The 21850-nt window shown below is 52.8% G+C and carries 21 protein-coding genes; 4 read left to right on the top strand and 17 right to left on the bottom strand.

Annotation, left to right across the window (positions count from 1 at the left end):
• Window positions 1–56: 56 nt before the first annotated feature.
• From D5398_RS14980 to D5398_RS14960, 5 genes are read right to left on the bottom strand one after another with little or no spacing between them, the layout of a single operon-like run.
• Window positions 57–704 carry a DUF4310 family protein gene (locus D5398_RS14980; protein ID WP_120508351.1) on the bottom strand — a complete coding sequence of 216 codons (648 nt, stop codon included), beginning with the start codon at window positions 702–704 and terminating at the stop codon, window positions 57–59.
• A gap of 12 nt (window positions 705–716) precedes the next feature.
• On the bottom strand, window positions 717–1493 hold the full coding sequence (locus D5398_RS14975) for a DUF4311 domain-containing protein (protein WP_056776226.1): 777 nt from the start codon (window positions 1491–1493) through the stop codon (window positions 717–719).
• Window positions 1494–1525: 32 nt separating this feature from the next.
• Window positions 1526–1825, bottom strand: a complete 300-nt coding sequence (locus tag D5398_RS14970; RefSeq protein ID WP_120508350.1) for a DUF4312 family protein — start codon at window positions 1823–1825, stop codon at window positions 1526–1528.
• Window positions 1825–2190 (bottom strand): SFCGS family glycine-rich protein, encoded by a 366-nt coding sequence (locus D5398_RS14965; RefSeq protein ID WP_120508349.1) that lies wholly within the window; start codon window positions 2188–2190, stop codon window positions 1825–1827. The genes D5398_RS14970 and D5398_RS14965 overlap by 1 nt, the downstream gene beginning before the upstream one ends.
• A gap of 44 nt (window positions 2191–2234) precedes the next feature.
• Window positions 2235–2585, bottom strand: a complete 351-nt coding sequence (locus D5398_RS14960) for a PRD domain-containing protein (protein ID WP_120508348.1) — start codon at window positions 2583–2585, stop codon at window positions 2235–2237.
• Window positions 2586–2984: 399 nt separating this feature from the next.
• Here D5398_RS14960 and rnk point away from each other — a divergent pair, with 399 nt between their 5' ends.
• Entirely contained in the window at window positions 2985–3395 is a 411-nt protein-coding gene (rnk, locus tag D5398_RS14955) for a nucleoside diphosphate kinase regulator (protein ID WP_120508347.1), read from the top strand.
• 637 nt (window positions 3396–4032) lie between these two features.
• Here rnk and cybC read toward each other — a convergent pair.
• Entirely contained in the window at window positions 4033–4419 is a 387-nt protein-coding gene (cybC, locus tag D5398_RS14950) for a cytochrome b562 (protein ID WP_120508346.1), read from the bottom strand.
• A gap of 158 nt (window positions 4420–4577) precedes the next feature.
• A complete protein-coding gene (gene pmbA, locus D5398_RS14945; protein WP_120508418.1) occupies window positions 4578–5918 on the bottom strand; it encodes a metalloprotease PmbA in 1341 nt (446 codons plus the stop codon).
• Window positions 5919–6145: 227 nt separating this feature from the next.
• Here pmbA and yjgA point away from each other — a divergent pair, with 227 nt between their 5' ends.
• A complete protein-coding gene (gene yjgA / locus D5398_RS14940; RefSeq protein WP_120508345.1) occupies window positions 6146–6697 on the top strand; it encodes a ribosome biogenesis factor YjgA in 552 nt (183 codons plus the stop codon).
• 52 nt (window positions 6698–6749) lie between these two features.
• Here yjgA and D5398_RS14935 read toward each other — a convergent pair whose 3' ends face one another.
• The 3 genes from D5398_RS14935 to D5398_RS14925 all read right to left on the bottom strand — a co-directional run bounded on the left by D5398_RS14935 (window position 6750) and on the right by D5398_RS14925 (window position 9049).
• Window positions 6750–7043, bottom strand: a complete 294-nt coding sequence (locus D5398_RS14935; RefSeq protein ID WP_120508344.1) for a barstar family protein — start codon at window positions 7041–7043, stop codon at window positions 6750–6752.
• 5 nt (window positions 7044–7048) lie between these two features.
• A complete protein-coding gene (locus D5398_RS14930) occupies window positions 7049–7498 on the bottom strand; it encodes a ribonuclease domain-containing protein (protein ID WP_120508343.1) in 450 nt (149 codons plus the stop codon).
• 90 nt (window positions 7499–7588) lie between these two features.
• Window positions 7589–9049 (bottom strand): NAD-dependent succinate-semialdehyde dehydrogenase, encoded by a 1461-nt coding sequence (locus D5398_RS14925; protein ID WP_120508342.1) that lies wholly within the window; start codon window positions 9047–9049, stop codon window positions 7589–7591.
• 186 nt (window positions 9050–9235) lie between these two features.
• Between D5398_RS14925 and D5398_RS14920 the strand changes: the two genes are divergently transcribed.
• Window positions 9236–9817 (top strand): maltose acetyltransferase domain-containing protein, encoded by a 582-nt coding sequence (locus D5398_RS14920; RefSeq protein ID WP_120508341.1) that lies wholly within the window; start codon window positions 9236–9238, stop codon window positions 9815–9817.
• Between the two features lie 64 nt (window positions 9818–9881).
• Here D5398_RS14920 and aaeB read toward each other — a convergent pair whose 3' ends face one another.
• The 3 genes from aaeB to aaeX are packed head-to-tail and all read right to left on the bottom strand — an operon-like array spanning window position 9882 to window position 12997.
• Window positions 9882–11840, bottom strand: a complete 1959-nt coding sequence (gene aaeB, locus D5398_RS14915) for a p-hydroxybenzoic acid efflux pump subunit AaeB (protein ID WP_120508340.1) — start codon at window positions 11838–11840, stop codon at window positions 9882–9884.
• A gap of 10 nt (window positions 11841–11850) precedes the next feature.
• The gene (gene aaeA / locus D5398_RS14910; protein ID WP_120508339.1) at window positions 11851–12786 is read right to left on the bottom strand and encodes a p-hydroxybenzoic acid efflux pump subunit AaeA; all 936 of its coding nucleotides are present in this window, start codon (window positions 12784–12786) and stop codon (window positions 11851–11853) included.
• Window positions 12787–12793: 7 nt separating this feature from the next.
• Complete coding sequence (gene aaeX, locus D5398_RS14905; RefSeq protein WP_120508338.1) at window positions 12794–12997, bottom strand: p-hydroxybenzoic acid efflux pump operon protein AaeX; 204 nt, start codon at window positions 12995–12997, stop codon at window positions 12794–12796.
• 303 nt (window positions 12998–13300) lie between these two features.
• Between aaeX and aaeR the strand changes: the two genes are divergently transcribed.
• Window positions 13301–14242 (top strand): HTH-type transcriptional activator AaeR, encoded by a 942-nt coding sequence (gene aaeR, locus D5398_RS14900; protein WP_120508337.1) that lies wholly within the window; start codon window positions 13301–13303, stop codon window positions 14240–14242.
• A 42-nt stretch (window positions 14243–14284) separates the two neighbouring features.
• Here aaeR and tldD read toward each other — a convergent pair whose 3' ends face one another.
• The 4 genes from tldD to D5398_RS14880 all read right to left on the bottom strand — a co-directional run bounded on the left by tldD (window position 14285) and on the right by D5398_RS14880 (window position 21850).
• The gene (gene tldD, locus D5398_RS14895) at window positions 14285–15730 is read right to left on the bottom strand and encodes a metalloprotease TldD (RefSeq protein ID WP_120508336.1); all 1446 of its coding nucleotides are present in this window, start codon (window positions 15728–15730) and stop codon (window positions 14285–14287) included.
• Between the two features lie 141 nt (window positions 15731–15871).
• Window positions 15872–19699 carry an AsmA2 domain-containing protein YhdP gene (gene yhdP, locus D5398_RS14890; RefSeq protein WP_120508335.1) on the bottom strand — a complete coding sequence of 1276 codons (3828 nt, stop codon included), beginning with the start codon at window positions 19697–19699 and terminating at the stop codon, window positions 15872–15874.
• Between the two features lie 98 nt (window positions 19700–19797).
• Complete coding sequence (gene rng / locus D5398_RS14885) at window positions 19798–21267, bottom strand: ribonuclease G (protein WP_120508334.1); 1470 nt, start codon at window positions 21265–21267, stop codon at window positions 19798–19800.
• The gene (locus D5398_RS14880; RefSeq protein WP_120508333.1) at window positions 21257–21850 is read right to left on the bottom strand and encodes a Maf family protein; all 594 of its coding nucleotides are present in this window, start codon (window positions 21848–21850) and stop codon (window positions 21257–21259) included. The genes rng and D5398_RS14880 overlap by 11 nt, the downstream gene beginning before the upstream one ends.

Genomic DNA, 21850 nt, shown 5'->3' with positions numbered 1-21850 from the left:
GTGTTCCCGACGCCCTTATACTGCTTATGTACTGCTGTGCTACTGCACTGCTGTTCTTACAGTGAAACCGGGAAGATGGCACCCAGGAGCATGGCACCGAGGATCGCCCCACCGGTGATTGGCTTCTGCCACAGATAAAAACCCAGTGCGCCGAGCAACGATCCCAGACCGATAGGAATCGATGCCGCCATTGCTGACAGGATAATCAACGGCCCGAGGAAACGGCCAGATGCATTACCCGCACCCATCATCACGTCAGCGCCGTAGGTCGAGTTGCTCTGGTTGATGGTGAATTTACGTGCCAGAACGATGAGGTAACCCACGGCTAATCCGAGGATCAGGCCGGTCACCAGTGAAGCTGCGAAGTTCGCCACCGGGAAGATAATCCCTGCGCCGAGCAGCAGCGCCGGGACCCCCAGACCGATACCTGTCTGGATTGCACCGCCGATATCAAGAATACCGACCAGTGAGCCTTCGATGATGCGGGCAAACAGGAAGCTGGCACCGAAGGCCGCTACTGCGCCATACACACCGGTATCCATGCCGGAACGCAACATCGACACAAATGCCACTTCGTTAAATGCGCCGATGCCGTACAGGTAATACATGTGTGTCCCGGCAAAAACGCCAGAGGACAACAGTCCAACAAAAATCGGGAACGACCACTCGGCGTACCAGAAACCACGTTTGGCTTGTTCTTCCATTATCATGCTCCCTTACTTACCGCTGAGTGAATTGTGAATGCCGTTCAGCCATGTCGGGACATCCAGCATGAATGACTGCAACAGTTTGACGTCGAAACCACGGAAGAAACCGCTGAGGACGAACAGCGCGATAATCGCCGCCATCATCACTTTGGTGACGTGGTTCCAGCCGCTTTCTTCGACGCCTTTGCCGATCAGGATACCCAGCACCAGACCTGGTACGGCGTTACCCATAATCATCTGCGCCAGACCGCCAAAGATGGTGGCCCAGAAACCGGAACGACGTCCTGCATCGATAGCTGCCAGCCAGAAGATCACCGGCATAACGGTGTTCACCAGAAGGTTAGCCGCAGGCACCAGCACTTTGATGGCGGTGACCTGTAACGCCGGAGGAACGGCTGATGCGGTGGTGTTAAGGAACGCCACCACAATCATGCCGATGATGCCGCCGGCAATCGCCATCTTGCGCGGATCATGCATGGTTTCAGCGACATTGCGGTTTTTGAACATCAGCGCCGCGGTAGCCCAGTGAGGGATGATGCGGTGGTCGACGTCCTGCGTGAAAGAACCTGCTGCAACAGAAGATGCCCAGGCGTTAAAGAAGAAGCCCAGACCAAATGAGAAATGCGAAGCTGGATCGCCTTCACAGGAGTTTAATTCCCCAAGAGTACGAAAAGCCCCCATCCCTTGCACGGTAGGCGCATGGAACATACGTGCGGCACCCGCACCTACGCCCACACCAACCAGTCCGCCGATAATAAGCGACTTAAATAAAATAATTAAAAACATCAGTATATCCTTGTCATTTATAGCTAACGTTTTTATTTCGTGACAAAAACTACCTGTTCCGTATTAATAACAGTCAGGTTGACGATAATGTCTAGCGCCACGTAATAAGTCTTTCTTTCCCTGGCCAGAAAAAAGAACAGAAACTTTTCTCTTTTAACTGACTCTTCTGCCTTTATTACCTTGACGTCCTGCGGTTCAATTCGCAGCAAGACATTACTGGCAGAAGATTTGAGAATCGTTCTCTGAACCTGACTCAGTGCGGAAGAAAAGGCGGCAGCCTTATTTTCGCCTTTTCCTTCAACCCGAACCGTCGTGGTTAATTGCTGCTTCATTACGCCTGACCATACTTCTTGTTATAAGCTTCGACCAGACGCTGACCCAGTTCTTCTTTATCCATAAATCCGAACCCTAATACCAGACAGCCTTCGTTGATTGCCGTGACGCCTTCATCCACTGAACGCATCCCGTACTTGGCTTTATATCCATATTTGTTTTGTGCGGTAATCGCACCTGCGCCGCCACTGCCACAGAAGGAAATACCTAAGCTGGCACCTTCTGCTTTCATCACGTCGCCGAGTTTCATATCCGCTGCCATACCTGGGACAACAATGGCTTTTCCGCCAGCCGCTTCCACGCCTGCCGCTACTTTCTGGCCTTTACCTAAACGGTCGCCGATCACTACTAATACTTGTCCCATAATTCACATCTCCAGATTAATTAATTCGCTGTATTCTAAAAAAGTTATTTCGGCTCGTTGTCTCTTGCGACTTCAAAATGTACCGAGAGCAAATACGCCTCCTCAATCGGTAAATTTCCGAACCAGCTGACCACTTCCTCTGCCATTTGCATGGACCCGGCAGATATTTCATCAAATAAATCTTTCTCAACTTCAGGTAACGGCTCGCCGGTTATGGAGCGTAATACCATGGCTTTTACGTGAGACGTTAACATCTGCAACTGAACATCTGTGGTGTAGATATTCTTTGCGCTTTGCATCGTCTGAATATCTTTTAAAACTTGCTCTGTTATCGCCGGGGCATCATTCAATTCAATCCGCCCGATTCCGTTCACAGATGCGATTGCGTTATTCACTCGCGATTACCTCTCTCCTTACCTGACTCACTATTTCAGCCGTTTATTTCGTCTGTCTTTACCCTAACCCTGGGGAGATTTCCTGTGTAGTGGGTCTTTTTCCAGTTCAAAGTGGAAATACGATGAGCTGAGCAGATCCAATTCGCAAAACGAAAAGTTAAGTCGCCATATCACTGAATATTGCCGTCTGTAGCAGCGTATTTCACTGGTAATCGGAATTTTCGCAATGCGGATTAATTCCCTCACAACGCTTTCATTTCCGCTTAAGAGTGCCTAGTATCAAAGAACACATGCAAATCACTGACACCCCTGCGGCTTACCCGCGGGGGTGTTATTTTTTGCCGACCGGCACCCCACTCGCATGAAGCGTGTGATGCAAAAGGAACCATGGAGAATGTTATGAGTAAACCGACACTGATCATCAATGAACTTGACGCAGAACGCCTGGACACACTGCTGGCGCAACCGGCGTTTGCGAGCAGCCCGGTCGCCGACGCACTGAATGAAGAGTTGGATCGCGCTGAGATTTTGCCTCCCGAGCAAATCCCGGCCGACGTGGTTACGATGAACAGCAAGGTTCGCTTTACTGAAGGTAAAGAAGGCGAAGAACACATCCGCACGCTGGTCTATCCGGCTGCGCTGAAAGACAGCAACGAGCAGCTGTCTGTGATGGCCCCGCTGGGAGCGGCTTTGCTTGGACTGCGCGTAGGTGGAAGCATCACGTGGGAAATGCCGAATGGCGAGGAAAGCCACATCACCGTGCTGGAATTGTTGTTTCAGCCGGAGGCGGCAGGGGAACTGAGAAGTTAAGATTTTTTTGCAGAGGCCGCTGCAATGGCGGCTTTACTAAAGACCGAGAACGTTTCGGTTTCTCAATCGCAGTGATCGCTTAACGCGCTGCCCCGAAACCGCCCAAGAGAGGGAAGTGCTTTCCCTCTCTTGGATCTTTCCCCGCTTTTTTACTGCGCGCTATCGCAGGCTCGATGGACATGTTCCATGGCAACAGTGAGTGGCGCAAAATGTCATCGCTGCGCGATTCCCTCATTTCAGGCTTCGAGCCTCAGGTCTCGAACCATTCATTCGGTGCCATTTTTGAGCACGCCATTAAGCTTATTTGAAAGATGAAAACAATCTGCCGTTGAATTTAAGATCGTGCGGGCGATTCAGAAATCTTGCTGAGCGAGAGGTTCGAGACCAGAGGCTCGAAACCCGAGAGAAGGCACCGCGCAGCGGCAAGATTTCCAGCCTGTCGCGGTGGTATCTGAAACATAGTCAGCGAGCGGAGCGCGCAGTTTAAGACGTGGAGATTCCAAAGAGGGCTCGTCTTAGCCCTCTTTGGTCGGTTTCGGTGCGAAAGGTCGAGTGTTCACTGCGATTGAGAAACCGAAATTTTCACCGCTCTCAGCGCTCTAAGTATTGAGAAACCGCCTAAGCAGCAGCCATCTGCTTACTTAAATTTCTTATGGTTCTCGTTCCGCGTCGCTTTAAACCCTTCGGCTTCTTTCTTCGCTTCATCTACCTTGCCCGCTTTGGCTAAAGCGGAAGCTTTATCAATCTGGCCGATCAGCGTATCCAACCCTTTGTGGTAATCCTGCATTTCCGGGCTGTCCGGCGCTTTGCCTTTCAGCTTCGGTGGGGTAGCTTTTTTCGCATCTTCCGCCGCGGCTTTCATGTTTGCCAGACCCGTGGTCAGTTCGGCCTGATCGCTGGTTTTCAGCACTTTGCTGTAGTTATCAGAAATCGTGTCCATGTCAGATTCTAAATCTGCCGCCAGTGCCACCGTGCTGCTTCCCAGCATTGCGACTACCGCTAACGCCATCAGTTGTTTACGCATAATCTTTCTCTCTATTGTTATTTATTTGTTAGATAAAACGACATTGCTTGTAAGGCTTTATAAAAATAGGCCGGGAGAGGGAAAAACGGGATGAATTTTTTGTAAAGAATGGTGGCAGGTGGAAAGCAGCGACCGGGCGATCGCTGCTTTATTGCGGATTATTCTCCGGCAATTTTCATCGCAGGTAACAGTACGGAACCACACTGAATGTTGCTGCGGGTTTCAATATCGCTGCCGATGGCGACCATATTGCGCCACATGTCTTTCAGATTACCGGCGATAGTGATTTCACTTACCGGATACTGAATCTCGCCGTTTTCGACCCAGAAACCTGCCGCCCCGCGTGAGTAATCACCGGTCACACCGCTGACGCCCTGCCCCATCAGCTCAGTCACCACCAGGCCTTTGTCAAGCTTGCGCAGCATGCCGGCAAAATCATCACCCTGACCGGCGATGCGCCAGTTGTGGATACCACCCGCATGACCTGTGGTTTGCAGGCCGAGTTTGCGGGCGGAATAGCAGGTCATCAGCCAGTTTTGCAGAATGCCGTCTTTGACGATATCGCGGCGCTCAGTGCGGACACCTTCGCTGTCGAACGGTGTTGAAGCCAGCCCTTGTAGCAGGTGCGGATGTTCTTCAATGGTCAGCCACTCTGGCAGAATTTGTTTGCCGAGGCTGTCGAGCAGGAAAGAGGATTTACGGTAAATGCTGCCGCCGCTGATCGCGCCGACCAGATGGCCAAACAGGCCAGTCGCCACTTCGGAAGCGAACAATACCGGAGCCTGCATGGTTGGCAGCTTACGGGGTGCCAGACGTGAAAGCGTGCGCCGCGCGCACTCAGCACCCACCCATTCAGGATCTTTCAGGTCACTCATTTTACGGGCAATGGAATAGGCATAATCGCGTTCCATGTCGCCTTCGTGTTCGGCAATTACTGAAGCGGAAATTGAATGACGCGTCGAGCAATAGCTTTGCAGCATGCCGTGGCTGTTACCGAATACGCGGATACCGTAATGGCTGTTGAAGCTGCCGCCTTCAGTATTGGTGATGCGTTTGTCGGCCTGCAATGCGGCTTGTTCTGCACGGGCGGCCAGCTCAATACTGCGATCCGGATCCAGCTCTTCCGGGTGGAATAAATCCAGATCAGGTGCCTCGAACGCCAGCATCTCTTTATCGGCCACGCCCGCGAACGGATCCGGCGAAGTGTAACGGGCGATATCCAGCGCGGCCTGTACGGTGCGGGAAATGGCGTCCGGGCTTAAATCGGTAGAAGACGCGCTGCCTTTACGGTTCTGATAATAAATGGTGATGCCCAGTGCGCCGTCGCTGTTAAATTCCACGTTCTCGACTTCGCCAAAACGGGTACTGACGCCGATACCGGTGGTTTTGCTGACCGCCACTTCTGCGGCATCTGAACCCGCTTTCGCCAGTTCCAGAGCCTGAGATACGGCCTGTTCCAGAGTTTTACGCTGCTGCGCTACTTGATTCACTACGTTCATCGGCATGTCATCGCTTATGAGATAAAAGGGATTGTTCTACACTGGTATTGAGAAACTTATACCTTTGAGTCTAACAGAGACTCGCCACAATTTCGCATTCACTCCGGCGTTGTTATGCCCAAAGTTGCAACAGAACATGGATGTATGCCGCATAACCCTGCATAATGCCGCCAAAGCAATAAAGCACAATCAAACTGACAGGATTACCTCGTTAAGAGGAAGCGCCCATGACAAAGAAAATTGACGACTGGCACGATGACGTTCCCGAGACCAACGAGAACGAAGATGAAGAAGAAATCATCTGGGTCAGTAAAAGTGAAATCAAACGTGACGCCGAGGCGCTGAAAGATCTCGGTGCAGAAATGGTGGATCTGGGTAAAAACTCGCTGGACAAGCTGCCGCTGGATGAAGATCTGCGTGCTGCTATCGACTTATGCCAGAAGATCAAGAAAGAAGGCCGTCGTCGTCAGATGCAGCTGATCGGTAAAATGCTGCGTTCCCGCGATGTGGAGCCGATTGAAACCGCGCTGGATAAGCTGAAAAACCGCCACAACCAGCAGGTTTCGCTGTTCCATAAACTGGAAATGCTGCGTGACCGTCTGGTTGAGGAAGGTGATGATGCTGTGCCAACCGTGCTGGATCTGTATCCGGAAGCTGACCGCCAGCAACTGCGTGCGCTGATCCGCAACGCACAGAAAGAGAAAGCGGCGAACAAACCGCCAAAATCTTACCGCCAGATTTTCCAGTATCTGCGCGAACTGGCTGAAGGCCAGGACTAAAAAAAACAAAAACCCGCCCTTTTACTTAACAAAATCGGCGGGTTTTTTCTTTTCAGCCTTTCGCTTTCGCAACCGGCTTATCCAGCAGATTCAGCCGCAGATCGCCTTCCAGCTCTTCTTCTGCTTCTTCAAACAGCAAAATCAGTGCGCCGAAACGCCGCTTACGGCTGGCATTCAGATTAATAAAATCAATCTCCACCGGCAGCGCAATTCCGCCTGTTACCTCATCCCAGAGTGCGTCCAGATTCGCGCCAAAACTGTCGGTCAGTTCAAACTGACGGACAAACTCGGCATAGAATGCGGGTAAATCCGGGATATGATTAAAATCGAAGCTCATTTTATTCATCGACATTACTCCACCCGAACGAAGTTCTGATAATGGTCTTTACTGACGTAAATCAGCCCGTCGCTGGCAAACAGCACGCGGTCAGCGCCACGGCGACCACAGCGATAATTGATATCTGCCTCGCGCCATACCCGTTTACTGGCCGATGGCAGACGACCTTCCCGGTTTGAGAACCGGTCGCCGCCAATAGCCTTGCCCGGCAGCACATCACACAAGTTACCTGAGCGCGCGTCCCAACCTGCTGCACGCGCCTTTTTCTTGGTAATGTAATTGTCAGGCAGTCTGTGATTCTGGCGCAAATAGCTCACCACGGCTTGTTCATCCGTGCCCGCAACGATTGTGCCCTGCTTGTATGTCGATTTTGCGACAACATGCCCGGCCACCCCGGACAGCCCCAAAGTTACCGCGACTGCCATCATCATTTTGCGCGAACGCAGCCAGTTAAATGCCTTCATTGACGTCCTTTGTAGAGTCCTTTGTAAATAAGCCAGAAATCATCTGTTCCTGTTTATTGTTTCTTAAAACACGGCATCTGGAAAGCGAGCTTACAGATTTCCTAAATGCAGCGTTTTCACCTGTAAGTACTCTTCCAGCCCCAGCACTGAACCCTCACGCCCCAGACCGGACTCTTTCACACCGCCAAATGGCGCGGCTTCATTGGAAATCGCACACTCGTTAATGCCGATCATCCCGCTTTCAATGGCATCCGCGACGCGGAAAATACGCTGCAGATTCTGGCTGTAGAAATAGGCTGCCAGCCCGAACGGGGTATCGTTGGCGCGTTTAATCACTTCCTCTTCCGTTTTGAAACGGAAACAGGCCGCCAGCGGGCCGAAAGTTTCTTCATGCGCGACTTTCATGTCGTCGGTCGCATTGATAATCACCGTCGGCTGGAAGAAGTTCCCGCCCAGCTTGTGACGCTGACCACCCTCCACCAGTTTCGCGCCCTTTTCCAGCGCGTCCTTAACATGCTCTTCTACTTTTTCCAGCCCTTTGATATCAATCAGCGGCCCGACAATCACGCCTTCATCCATGCCGTTGCCCACTTTCAGCTTGCGCACTTCTTCCACCAGACGCGATGTGAACGCCTCGTATACGCCCTCCTGCACATAGATTCTGTTGATACACACGCAGACCTGGCCGGTATTACGGAATTTACAGGTGATCGCCCCTTTTACCGCCGCCTCGATATCTGCATCATCAAAGACGATGTACGGTGCGTTGCCACCGAGTTCCATCGACACTTTTTTCATGGTATCAGCGCTGTTACGCACCAGCGTTTTGCCGATAGCAGTCGAGCCGGTAAAGGAGACTTTGCGCACCGCTTCGCTTGCCATAATCACTTCGCTGATGGCGCTCGTATCACCCGCCACGCCGTTGATCACACCATCCGGCACACCGGCGTCTTTTGCCAGCTGCAACAGAGCAAACGCCGAAAGCGGCGTATTACTGGCGGGTTTAATCAGCCCGGTACACCCTGCTGCCAGCGCCGGGCCAAGTTTGCGGGTCAGCATTGCCAGCGGGAAATTCCACGGTGTAATGGCGGCTACGACACCAACCGGTTCACGGGTCGCGAGAATGCGCGAGCCGGATTTTGCCGGCGGGATAATTTCTCCGTTGGCACGTTTGGCTTCCTCACTGAACCATTGCAGATAGCTGGCGGCGTAATCGACTTCGCCCAGCGCCTCTTTCAGCGGTTTGCCCTGCTCCGCCACCATCAGTTCGCCGAGGAACTGTTTGTTCTCAAGCATCAGTTCATACCAGCGGTGCAAAATTTCAGAACGTTCTTTTGCCGTCGTTTTACGCCATGCAGGGAAAGCATCACTGGCGGCTTTGACCGCAGCTTCTGTTTCCGCTTTTCCGGCCCTGGCGACTTTTGCGACCCGATCGCCGGTCGCGGGATCCAGCACATCAAAGGTGTCTTTCGCTTCGAGCCATTTTCCGCCAACAAAATAGCCGGTCTTGAACAAAGGATGTGCGGAGAGTTTATGAATATGGGCTGACATGAAGATCCTCCTGATTTAAGCCGTTTTAAGCGATCTGTGAAATAAGTATAGCGGCTTGAAAGGAAGCGTCTGTCAGACAGCACTGAGAGACACAGATCGCAAAGTGAATTGTCATACGTTCACAATCCTTCTACCTCTCAGTAAACTGCGATGAATCCCACCCTATTTTTTACAAAGGAAGAAGGCATGTCGACGCGCGAAAAAATGAATATCGGTGAACTCTATACAGATATGGGCGAAGGACTGCCGGAGGAACGCTGCGCCGGAAAAGAGCGCGTGTATGATTTCAATCTGACCCGTCCGTCAGAAGAAGAAAAGCGTCAGCAACTGCTCAAAGCAATGATGGGAAGTTTGGGCAAGTCCTGCTGGATAGAGCCGCCACTGCGTGTTGCATATGGCACGCATATTCACATCGGCAATCACTTTTACGCCAACTTCAATCTCACCGTGGTGGATGACGCGACCGTCACCATTGGCGATAACGTGATGATCGCGCCTAACGTCACACTGGCAACCGCCGGTCATCCGATCGATCCGGAAATCCGCGCCACCGGACAACAGTTCTCCCTGCCGATCGTCATCGAAGATAACGTCTGGCTGGGCATGGGTGTGATGGTGAATCCGGGCGTGGTCATCGGGCGTAACAGCGTGATTGGCGCGGGCAGCGTGGTGACCAAATCCATTCCCGCCGATGTGGTGGCAGCGGGCGTCCCTTGTCGTGTATTACGACCGATCACAGCTGCTGACCGTGAAACGTTCATGAAATAATACCCGGACATTAGCGATAAAAAAGGCCGGTGTGTTTAAACACCGGCCTTTGTTTTCAGGGCTGTTACGCCAGAAACGAATGCTGATAACGATGGAGCATATCGGTCAGACGCCGCACCGGCTCGGTCACTTTCAGTGGCGCGTCGTAATCGATCAGTTTTTGCTGATACTCGCTCAGCTCTTTCAGCAGACGTTGATAATAATAAGTCCGCTTGCCCTCGGCCGATGCCGAAACCACGTGATCTGCCGTATTACGGATTTTTTTATGGAACGCCGACAGCTCATCATTCACCGGTACTTCGGCGAGTTTCATACGCTGGTGGGCGATAATCAGCATCAGCGCCAGACGGTATTTGCCGATGTCATTCGGGAACATTACCAGCAGCTGATTGAGCTGATGATAAAGCGCTGGCAGATGGTTTTCACGACGACGGTACGCCTTGGTGGTCAGCGCCGATACCGCACTGCTCATAAAGCGGTTCAGCAGTGTGCGGCCAGTTTTATCACGGGACTTATCGCGAATAATCAATAATACCGCCATCGCTATCACCGTACCAATCGCCTGCCCCAGCGCGTTGTCGAGAAACGACGTCACGTTGAATTTCATCGGATTGCTGAGCACCAGAATATTGATCGTGCCGGCCAGCAAACCAAGCATACCGAGACGGCGTTTGGTCACTTCGATACCAATAAAGAAGGTGAAAATCCCCAGCATCAGACACAGCAGGAACAAACTCTGCTGCGTCGCGGGCATGATCAGCATAAACATCATTGAGCCAACCGGGATCGCCAGCAACATACCGACGATAAAGTCCATCGCCATACCTTTCGGATTCGGGGTGCGCATCGCGAGCGAAGTCACTACGGCGATGATAATCACGCAACCACTGGCCGACGTCCAGCCGGTCCACAACCACATCAGGCAACCAATCGCCGTCGCGGTAAACGTGCGCAGGCCGTTGATCAGTGCATGATGCCGCTCCGCTGAAACCGGACGAACCACCACTTCACTTTCCAGCACGCCGCTTTCAATGCTGCTGATGCTGCTGTTAGTCTGAATCCCTTTCATCAACAACAGCGCGCGGGTTCCGGCTCCGGTCCAGGCGCTGAGCGTCACCAGTACATTATCACTGTGCGTACCGGTAATAATCTGGCGCAACTGTTTCAGGCGGCGATGAACATCCGCAACGGTTTCTGCCGGTTCTGCAAAGAGTGCTCTGAGTTCAGGAGAAACCCTTTCCGGCGTATCCTGCATGATCAGGTACGTTTCGCAGGCCTGAGTGATCATACTCAGCGAGGTGCTATGCAGGGCTTTCAGACGCTGGTTACAACGCTGCCAGCGCGAGGATTCCATCATCAGGCTGCCGCGCATCCCGTTCAGCGCAGTGGTGCTTTTCACCAGATTATTCCAGGACTTATCGATGTCTTCCTTCGTCCCGATATTCACGCAAATCCGCATCAGTGCAAACTGATCCAACATCAGCTGACTGACGGCGCGGTCGATATCTTTTTTGATAGAACGGGGAGAAAACAGCAGGTCGGCCACAATGGCGCAGCAAATTCCGATAACGATTTCACTGCAACGTTCAACGGCAAACTGCGGAGCCTGCAATGGCGCACTGGCGGAAGTCACCACAATAATCAGCGCGGTATATCCCGCAAGCCCCAGCGCATAGGAGTTTTCAATGCGTACCAGCGAAGACCACCAGGTACAGACCCCCGCCCAGATACAGCACAAAAGTAGCATCACGACCGGCGCACGGGCGGTGGAAATAACAATCGCCAGCGCAGCGAGACAGCCGATAAAAGTGCCGATAACACGCAGAAAACCACGGTGACGAATAGCACCGGCAAAGGGCTCACCACCCGCCACCAGCGCCGGGCCGGAGGTCACGATGGCGGCGGTCATCGCTGACCAGCGCGGTGTCTCGAGTTGCAGATAGAACCCGAGGACCAGAGCGCCGAGGATCGCGAACGTCAGCTTGCAGGCAAAACGTATGCGCGGGATAAGTACGCTATTCATCTTTCGGGCCTTAGCCAAACTCTCTCAGGCGATGCAGGAGACGAAGGAACGGAGAACCTTCATCTTGTTTACGGTCATGCTGGCCCGTGATAACCACGGTCGCAGTCGTCCCTGCCGGATAAGGATGTTGTTGGTCTTCATCATCAAGCAGAATTTTCACCGGTACACGCTGCGCCAGACGCACCCACTCGAGGTTGCTGTCAATCGTCGCCAGACCGTTAGTCGCCGCAGACGAAGAACTGTTAGTAACGGCAGCGGCTACGCTGTCGACAGTACCGTGCATGATGCGGTTGCTGCCCAGCGGAGTGATTTCCGCACGATCGCCTTTTTTCAGCCCCGGCAGTTTGGTTTCTTCCAGATAGGCGAGAATGTAGAAGGAATTTTTCTTCACCAGAGCCACGGCGGTTGAACCACGGTTGATGTAGTTTCCCGGATGCACGGTGAGGTTAGTGACCCAGCCGTCAGCAGGCGCGACAACCACAGTACGTTCAAGATCCAACACCGCCAGATCGCGTGCCGCCTGTGCTTTTGCCAGCTGATGTTCAGCGGTTTGCAGTACGTTGTTGGCCTGATCAATTTCTTCCTGAGACATGGCCTGCACGCCCAGTTTTACACGGCGTCCGGCTTCACGTTTTTTCTCAGCGGCCAGTGCCTGGTAATACGCGACGTCAGCATTTGCTTCATCCAGCGCCTGTTGATAACGAGGCTGGTCGATTTTGAACAACACCTGACCTTTCTTCACCAGCTGGTTATCGATCACCGGCACATCGGTAATCAGACCGGTGACATCGGGAGCGATAGACACCACGTCAGCGGTAAATTTGGCATCACGGGTCCACGGAGATTCGGTATAGAACGCCCAGGCTTTGAAAATTGCGATGACAGCCAGCACGACCAGAATCAACGTTATTGCATAACGTATTATTTTTATAGAGAAATTTTTCACAACGCCCTCAAACGAACAAGCAGGAGATCAGGTAGAAAAGACAGCAGTACAAAGCTGTGTTGAACAACGCCGGATGCCAGACAAAGTCATAAATACCGGTTGGCTGTAATACACGTCGCAGCAGGAAAAATACGACCAGCGCCAGCAGTATTTCAAAAAACACCGGAGGAAACGACAATCCGAAAATCACCATTACCGGAAGCAAACTCATCAAAAAATCCTTACATTATCACCAGGAACGGTATTACGACGGTCAGTTTAGCCACGGGTGAACGCTCTTTTCCCGCGCGCACATTATTCATTATTTTAGGCAACACCACGCGCACCCGGAGATAAATAATTCACTGGGAAATGCGAAACGAAGTTGTGGAGTTGCCAGGGAAGTGTGCGAAGGTAAGCATTATGTCAGGAAAACAGAAACCTGAGTTTTATCGCCCGGAAGGGTATATTAGCGTGCTTATTATCAAGTAATCAACATTCTGTGATCTAAATCACTTTTAAGCCAGAGTTAACAATGGACCGATTAAAACGCATGTCGATTTTCGCTCAGGTGGTAGAAAGCGGTTCTTTTACTGCCGCTGCACGACGCCTCGACATGAGCGTTTCCGCCATCAGCCAGACGATTTCAAAACTAGAAAATGATTTACAAATCAAACTATTAAACCGAAGCACGCGCAGCATTGGTCTGACAGAAGCGGGTAAGATTTACTATCAGGGATGCAGGAAAATGCTGCACGATGTCCGCGAAGTGCATGAACAATTGTATGCCTTCAACAATACCCCGACCGGGACATTGCGCATCGGCAGTTCATCAACAATGGCACAAAATGTTCTTGCTGCAATGACCGCGGAAATGCTCAGCGAATACCCTGGCCTTACGGTGAATCTGGTGACGGGTATTCCGGCACCGGATCTTATTGCTGACGGGCTGGACGTGGTGATCCGCGTCGGCGCGTTGCAGGATTCCAGCTTGTTCTGCACACGTTTAGGCTCAATGCCGATGGTGGTCTGCGCGGCACGCAGTTATTTGGCTCAGCACGGCACCCCGGAAAAACCGGCGGATATGGTGAATTTCTCATGGCTGGAATACAGCGTCCGTCCCGACAGTGAGTTTGAGCTTATCGCGCCCGAAGGGATTTCCACCCGCATTACGCCGCAAGGTCGCTTTGTCACCAATGATTCGCAAACCATGATCCGCTGGCTAAAAGCCGGTGTGGGTATCGCCTATGTTCCGCTGATGTGGGTCATCGAGGAAATTAACGCAGGAGAAGTTGAGATATTGTTCAGAAGCTACCAGTCCGACCCAAGACCGGTCTACGCGCTGTATACCGAAAAGGACAAATTGCCGCTGAAAGTGCAGGTCTGCATTGATTATCTGACAGATTATTTCAAACTGGTGAGTAAGGTGTATCAGGGATACCGGCAGGGGAAAAAGGGAATGCAGTGGGGTCAGTAGCAAATCAAAACCTCCCCTTATGAAAGGGGAGGTAATTAAGGTTTAAGCAGTACCACCCACAGTCAGATTATCCAGTTTCAGGGTGGGTTGACCGACCCCGACTGGCAGGCTCTGGCCTTCTTTGCCGCACACGCCGACACCTTTATCGAGTGCCAGATCGTTGCCGACCATGGAAATCTGTTGCATCGCTTCAATACCCGAGCCAATCAACGTCGCGCCTTTCACCGGTTTGGTGATGCGGCCTTTTTCGATCAGATAGGCTTCAGAAGTAGAGAACACAAATTTACCCGAGGTGATATCCACCTGGCCGCCGCCGAAGTTTGGCGCATACAGGCCATACTCCACGCTGCTGATGATGTCTTCCGGCGTGGATTTCCCGGCCAGCATGTAGGTATTGGTCATACGCGGCATTGGCAGATGCGCATAAGACTCGCGGCGGCCGTTACCTGTCGGTGCAACGCCCATCAGGCGCGCATTCAGTTTGTCCTGCATATAGCCTTTCAGCACACCGTTCTCGATCAGCATGTTGTACTGACCCGGCACACCTTCATCGTCAATCGCCAGCGAGCCGCGCAGATTCGGAATAGTGCCGTCGTCCACCACGGTACACAGTTCTGACGCCACCAGTTTGCCCATCTGACCGCTGAAGACCGACGTGCCGCGACGGTTAAAATCACCTTCCAGACCGTGTCCGACCGCTTCGTGCAGCAGCACGCCCGGCCAGCCTGCGCCCAGCACTACCGGCATACCGCCAGCGGGTGCGGCAACAGCGGTCAGATTCAGCAGGGCCATGCGCACGGCGTCACGGGCAAACGCTTCGGCACGCACTTCGCCGTTAACGGTTTCAAGGAAGTAATCATAGCCGACACGACCACCGCCGCCGCTTGAGCCACGCTCACGACGTCCGTCCTGTTCGACCAGAACGCTAACGGATAAACGCACCAGCGGACGGATATCCGCTGCCAGCGTGCCATCGGTCGCCGCAACCAGCACGGTTTCGTATACGCCGGTAATACTGGCGCTGACTTCCTGCACGCGCTTATCTGCCGCGCGGGCGATTTTGTCTACACGGTGCAGCAGTTCAATCTTCGCTTCACGTGGCAGGCTTTGCAGCGGATCCAGTGGAGAATAAAGAGATTTGTACGCAATTTCGCCCAGCGTATGCGCTTTGCCATTACCCTGCTCGCGGACAATGCTGCGGGCCGCTGTCGCGCTCAGGTTCAGGGCATTCAACGTAATCTGGTCGGCGTAAGCGAAACCGGTTTTTTCACCGCTGACCGCACGGACGCCGACGCCCTGATCGATATTGTAAGAACCATCTTTGATGATGCTGTCTTCGATAACCCAGGCTTCGTGGAAACTGGACTGGAAAAAGAGATCGGCATAATCAAGGCGACGTTCAGACAACTGGCCTAAAACGGAAAACAAATCCTGATGACTCAGATTATTAGCAGTTAGTAACTGCTCACTGACTAAGGCCAGACTCATAGATGTTCACTCTCTTTTAAGACGAAAATCCGGCGGGCTGAACGTCAAAAAAACGTCAACCCGCCGGACAATCCATTGTTACAAGGTTAATAACAGCCTAACACAGCCCGAACGAGGTTTCCTGCCACCTTCGCGGTGATGTTACTGAGCGGCTGCGGCTTTCGGGTGTTCTGCTGGTTTGCGAAGAATTTCGTTGATGTGCGGATCCGCAATGGTGCCGTCAATCTGATAGCGGATCAGAGAAATTTTATTCCAAAGTGGCGCCAGCACTTTACTGGCCGCAAATACCGCCACACCGACCACCGGGTTAATAACAAAGGCCGTTGCCACGCCGACGGTAGCAGAGATTTCCGGTGCGATAACGGCTTCCAGATCAAGGCGTTGATTCACAAAGTTTACCTGACCGGTAATGGCAATATCCGCTTCCAGACCATCAATCAGCAGATCATCAGTGTGCATAACACCGTCTTTGATCCATGCCGTCGATTTGATGGAGTCGAAATAGAATCCCTGACCGAAGGTGTCACTGAAATCGAGACGCAGTTTGCGCAGCAAGGCGTCGAAACTGACCAGACGCAGCAACTGTCCCGCTCGTCCGGTGCCGACATCAGCGATCTCACCTTTACCTAAGGTGTTCTTCAGCGTGCCGTTAAGCGTACTGATATCCGGTTTCCACGGCACAGATTTCCAGTGCAGATCGAAGTTGATGTCGAATGGCGCGCCTTTCAGCGGCGTGGTGACACCAAAGAATGACATGGCCTGATCGATATTTTTACCCGTCAGCTTCCCTTTCAGACCGGTATTTTCGCCTTCGGCGTTCTGCTTCCAGTCGCCCTGAACATTAAGCCGCGCGACGCCGGTGTCGATGAGGCCATTGCGCAGCATCAGCTGATCGCCCTCAGGCGTGAGATCGGCATTCACTTTGCGGAAGTTTTGTCCGAGGAACCAGCAGGCTTCGCAACGCAGTTGCAGCGCAGGCCAGTTAGCAAAGGAAATCTTACTGGTGGCAAACGGGTTTCCGCCCGACTGACCGCTGCTGGCGACATCGGCCACGGTCCATTGCGGATTGAAATACACATATTTCACGTTCGCCAGCCACGGACCGTTGTCATTCATATTCAACTGGCCGTCAATTTCTTTGCCTTTGGCGATGATTTCCATCCCCTGATGTCCCTGTACCGACGTCAGGGTCAGGTCATTCCATACCTGTCCGCCCAGTGTCAGCGCAGGCGTGGTGAGGGTTATCTGATGCGGGAAGCTGAAACCTGCCAGTTTGCTGCCGGTGCTCTGCGTCGCTTTATCCGGCGAAAGCAAGCCCAGCCAGTTTTCACCATCCAGCGGCGGCAAGTTTAACGTCAGGCTGCTGTCTGCCGGTAATGGCGGCGTTTTCTTCGCATTGGCTTGCCATGAAGCGCGATCCAGCTTCAGCTGTTTGCCCAGCAGCCAGCGGCTGTTAAAGCGGTCTTTCCCGGCCAGCACGCCTTCCAGATTGAAGCTGTGCAGATCGCCTTTCACATTGACCACCAGCGGCATGGTATGTCCGGACTTTTTGCTAAGCGGGTCCGGTAAGTGACTGCTCACATCTTTCAGATCGGCGTTCACATCGACGGTATAAGTCGGGGTGCCTTTGTGGGGCAGTGTAATATTTACATCGCCTTTCCATGGTGTGCCGCCAGAAATTTTGCTGGCTGCCGCTGCCGGCATACCAGGGATTTTCGCCAGCTGCCAGTTGGCATCCAGACCGACCTGAACTTTAAAGTCATTCGCCAGTTCCTGCGTACTGAACATCACGTTCACCGGCTGACCGAACCATTCACCGGTAAGACGGTTACTTTGCAGATTGCCGTTGTCATAACTGAACTGACCACTGAGATGGCTGATTTTGCTGTCCAGCGGTTTAATAAACAGACTGTTGTCATTCAACGTCACACCGCCTGAAGCGCGAACCCTCTCTCCATCCAGTGGAATATCCAGATGTAAGCGACCATTCACTTCGCCGCCAATCTGCAATTCCTGTAGCGCCGAGCCCAGCGAATCATGCAACGGTGTCCCCATGAAGTAATCGCCGATTTCTTTGCCCTGCCCACGCAAATCTGAATCGATAAACAAGCGTTCCTTCAGGTAATCAGGAATATTGGCGACCACATTATTGCCATCAACATTACCCAGTTTGGTATGCGCGGCTTTCATAAACAGGCCGTCATTGAGGAAGTCGAGGTCGATATCCAGATTGGTGAGCGCTGGCCAGCCCGGCTGGAATTCGAATGTTGAGTGGCGCAGTGGAACCCACACTTCAAACTGCCCTTCGTTCTTTTTGAACGGGAAATCATGCGGATTACCGTTGAACGTCAGCGTAGCGTTATCGACCTGACCGGCCTGAATAGCACCACTCAGATAATCCACCAGATGCTTGCCCATCAGCGGCTCAGGGAAATAGCGCCACGCCTGACCGGCGTCATATAAACGGATACCTGCAAGAATATTCAGCCACGGCTGGCCTTCTGTTGGCTGGTGGTAACGGAAATCCCCCTTCGCCCACAGCGCGTTGGCTTTAACATCGACATCTTTACCGGACAGTGCCCAGCCGTCCTTACCGTTAGTCCAGTTAAAGGTGCCGGTTGCTGCACCGATTTCCAGCGGAGCACGGAACATTTCGCCATAAGGTAAAACGCTGTCTTTGAGATTGACTGCCAGCTGACCGCCGGCCACGCTACCTTTAAGGCTGCCGCTAAAATGGTTTACGCCCGGAAGGAGTTCCCAGCGCTGCCAGCTGACATCGTGCCAGCTGGCATCGAAACGGGTCTGGTCCAGCTGCTTGAGCGGAATATCCAGCGCGAGGCGATCGACATTCCCGGCAGGTTTTAAATCCTGCCAGCGTTCCAGCAAGGCCGGTGTCAGGAATGAAATCGCCGGGATCACCGGCCCTAAGCGCTCCAGTTGCAGATTTGTACCGCGGATGCGCAACTCTTCGCTCTGCGAGGGGCCGAGGAAATCAGTATTTTCAGGAAGATAAAGCGCTTCGAGGCGACCTTTTGGCCACGCCACACCGTCAGTTTTCAGGTTCAGTTGCTGCGTTCCAATCTGCCAGCCACTTCCCTGACGGCTGCCGTGCAACGCCAGATTATCAACATCGAGACGGTGTTCATCGGCACCGGTTTTCCAGGTGGCGAACCCGGTTTTCAACAGCGCATCACCAGCATAAATATCGCCGTTGTGCACTGTCAGCCAGGCGGCAAGGCTGAAGTTAGCACTTTCCAGACCGGTGTTGCTGCGCAGCCAACGGCTGAACCAAGGTTTCATATCTATATCATCGGCTTGCAGATATATTTTGCCGTTATTGAGCAAACCGTTTGAGTCATTGAGATCCATACGTAGCTGGACAACGCCGTGCTGGCCGTTAAAGCTCGAAAGGCTGAGCTGCCCTTCGGCGCGGTGGCGATTGCGGGTGTTCAGCCAGGTCAGCTGGGGAATATCGAATTCCGCACGCGGACCGGAAGGCGTAGGGAAGGTAATGCGGCTGTTGCGCAGGTCAAAATGGTCGACCTGACGCAGAAAAATATCGCTGGCACGACCGGGCTTGATGCCGCTGCCTTTATTAGCATGGCCACCGAGGGGGGTATTTAAATCCAGTTGCAGGTTATAGAAGGTGAGATCGCGAAACTGCCAGCGAAAATGCAGGAGTGATTGCCAGACGTCCAGCGCCATGGTGATGCGCTGAACCCGCCATCTGGCATCCGGCATTGTGACCTCAAGGCCACGGACTTCCATGATCGGGCCAAACGTTTTCCAGCTGGCGCTGATTTGCGACAGTTCGATGGGTACGCCGGTGACCGCCTCTACTTTCCCGACCAGTTGATCCTGAAAGCGGCTAAGCTGCGGCAATGCCAGCCGCAAGCCACTGATCACCAAAGCCACTATCACGACAAGGGTTGCGCTGGTGGTTAATAAAATACCGGGCAGTCGCCTCAAACCTCTCTCCTTGTTTTCCATTCCATGCTGGTTTTCAACCGCACAGACGGCAATGGAAACCCTGAACAACCAGATGCTTTAAGCCAGTCATCCGCAGATCACATCATAACGACGTCGAACTGTTCCTGACTGTAGAGCGGCTCAATTTGCACTTTTACCTGTTTGCCGACGAAGATTTCTACTTCAGCCAGTGCATGGGATTCTTCTCCCTTGAGGGCTTCACCCACGGCAGCAGACGCGTAAACCAGGAAACGGTCAGAATCGTAAGCATGATGCACGCGTACAATTTCACGCAAAATTTCATAGCAGACGGTTTCAACGGTTTTTACCGTACCGCGTGCATGACAGGTCGGACAATCGCTGCACAGTACATGCTCGACGCTTTCACGCGTGCGCTTACGGGTCATTTCCACCAGTCCGAGCGCTGAGAAACCGTGAATACCAGTCTTCACACGGTCTTTCGACAATGCCTGCTCCAGGCTGTGCAACACGCGACGGCGGTGATCTTCATTCGACATATCAATGAAGTCGATGATGATAATGCCGCCGAGATTACGCAGACGCAACTGACGGGCAATGGCCTGTGTCGCTTCAGTATTGGTGTTGAAAATAGTGTCTTCAAGATTACGATGGCCGACAAATGCGCCGGTGTTAATGTCCACCGTCGTCATCGCTTCGGTCTGATCGATAATCAGGTAGCCACCGGATTTGAGTTCCACCTTGCGCTCAAGCGCCCGCTGGATTTCATTCTCGACATCGAACAAATCGAAAATAGGCTGCTTGCCGCTGTAATGTTCCAGCTTGCTGGTCATTTCAGGCATGTATTCGCCGGTGAACTCCACCAGCAATTCGTACGTCAGACGGGAATCAACGCGGATCCTGTCCAGCGCTTCACCGGCAAAATCTCGTAAAACACGGTGCGCCAGCGCCAGCTCACCATATAACTTGCACTTGGTTTTGTTGCGACGCTTGCGCTCCATCACCTTGGTCCACAAGCGTTTCAGGTAGGCAGCATCCTGCTTGAGTTCTTCTTCGCCCACGCCTTCGGCGGCGGTACGAATAATGTAACCGCCGTGCTCGTCACAATACTCTGAGACGATGCGCTTGAGACGATCACGTTCCGCTTCACTTTCAATACGCTGCGATACGCCAACGTGCGAAGCTCCGGGCATGAACACCAGATAGCGGGAAGGCAAGGTAATATCGGTCGTCAGCCGCGCGCCTTTGGTACCCAGCGGATCTTTCACCACCTGCACCATCAGATCCTGACCCTGATGCACCAGTTCTGCGATATCACGAACATGGAAATTTTTCTGCTCATCACGCGCGACACACTCGGTGTGAGGCATGATGTCTGAAGCATGCAAAAATGCTGCTTTTTCAAGGCCGATATCGACAAATGCTGCCTGCATACCCGGCAGAACACGGCTGATACGTCCTTTATAAATGTTGCCGGCAATCCCGCGTTTGGTCTCACGCTCAATATGGATTTCCTGCAGAATGCCACCGTCAATGTAGGCCACGCGGGTTTCAGACGGGGTGACATTGACCAGTAATTCAGCTGTCATGTTTTCTCCTAAGCTCGCGTAATGCAGAAAATTCATTTAGCAGTTCCTGAGTTTCCACCAGAGGAAGACCCACAACTGCATAGTAACTGCCGCGAATTTCTCGGACGAAACAACCGCCCTTTCCCTGAATACCATAAGCGCCCGCTTTATCCATGGGCTCACCGCTCAGAATATAGTGTGCAATGTCGTCGGAGGATAGTGAACGGAAGGTGACATCGGTCACAACCAACGTATTGAGGCAATCCCGCCGGTCGGCAAACGCAATCGCGGTCATCACCTGATGCTGTTTTCCAGACAATGCTTTAAGCATAACAGCGGCTTGCGCTTCGTCACGTGGCTTTTCCAACACTTTACCGTCAAGTACCACAATGGTATCTGCGCCTAGCACCGGCAAATCCTCTGCTGCTACCGCCACACCGGCCTGCGCCTTCTCTTTCGCCAGCCGCAGAACATAGTCTTGCGGTACTTCATCGGGCTGACGCTCTTCGGCCACATCCGTAGACAGGCGCTCGAAAGGCAGTTCCAGCAAAGTGAGTAATTCACGGCGGCGCGGCGACCCGGAGGCCAGATAAAGTGCGGTCAT

It is taken from the genome of Rahnella bruchi (assembly GCF_003614975.1).
GTDB classification, from domain to species: Bacteria; Pseudomonadota; Gammaproteobacteria; order Enterobacterales; family Enterobacteriaceae; genus Rahnella; species Rahnella bruchi.
This window is presented reverse-complemented; position numbering and strand designations above follow the sequence as displayed.